At 67.5% G+C, this 882-nt stretch carries 1 protein-coding gene and 1 pseudogene; one reads left to right on the top strand and one right to left on the bottom strand.

The annotated features are described in order from the left end of the window. Positions 1 to 220, top strand: a pseudogene (locus NDR87_RS37080) (hypothetical protein); the annotation flags it as partial. A gap of 35 nt (positions 221 to 255) precedes the next feature. On the opposite strand, the gene NDR87_RS37085 reads toward NDR87_RS37080, so the two are convergent. After that, positions 256 to 882, bottom strand: a 627-nt coding sequence (locus tag NDR87_RS37085; RefSeq protein ID WP_251919025.1) for a PAS and ANTAR domain-containing protein, incomplete at its 5' end; no start/stop codon positions are given.

Here is an 882-nt window from a genome sequence, read left to right on the forward strand (position 1 = left end):
GTTCGAGGAGGACGCCGTGGCCGAGAAAAGCTATCGCTCCGCCGAGACCGGCCGGTATGTCACCGAGGAGACCGCGGCCGAGAATCCGAGGACGACCGTGCGCGAGGACGAGCCCCACCAGGGCGATACCCGCCGCGATCGTTCGTCGATTACGGGGCACTTCGTCCGGCCCGAGACCAGTCGGAGGCATCCGGATACCACGGTGACCGAACACGAGTGACCGCTGGGTCTGCCCGAACCATTCGCTCGGCGGGGTCAGCTCGTTGTGTCGGAAGTGTGATGTGGGTGGAGGGTCAGTAGCAGGTGATCGACGGCGGTCACCACCGGCGCGGGCAGCGGGGGCGCGTGCTGGACGTCGGTGAGCAGTTGCGCGGCGAAAGCGCGCAGAGGCACACCGGTTTCCTCGGCTCGCCAGGTCAGGACCTTCACCGCTTGCTCGGCACCGATTCGATACACCCCCATGAGCACCCCGACCGCCTGCTCGATTACCGCGCGGGCCTCGACCAATTCCGGCAGCATTTCGTCGAGTGCCTGTTTTCCGGTTTCGGCCAGCACGCCGCCCAGGTCGACGTAGTAGCCGCTGGTGCCCACCGGGCGGCCGTGGTCATCGAAGATGCGGTCGGCGACCACCATGACCGTGTGCTCGACACCGGTGGTGTCGATGATGCGATGACGGCTCGAGAACGGTTCGCCGCGCTCGATACAACGCGCGATGGTTTCGCCCACCGACCTGCGGTCCTCGGGGTGCTTGTGGGTCAGCATCAACGCGGTGGTCGGCTCGATCTGCCCCGGCGCATACCCGTGCAGCCGGTACACCTCCGGTGACCACTCCCACCGCCGGGTCGCGAACCAGAACCGGAACCCGCCCACCGCAGGCCCACC

The organism is Nocardia sp. CDC159, assembly GCF_023740735.1.
Lineage (GTDB): Bacteria > Actinomycetota > Actinomycetes > Mycobacteriales > Mycobacteriaceae > Nocardia > Nocardia pulmonis.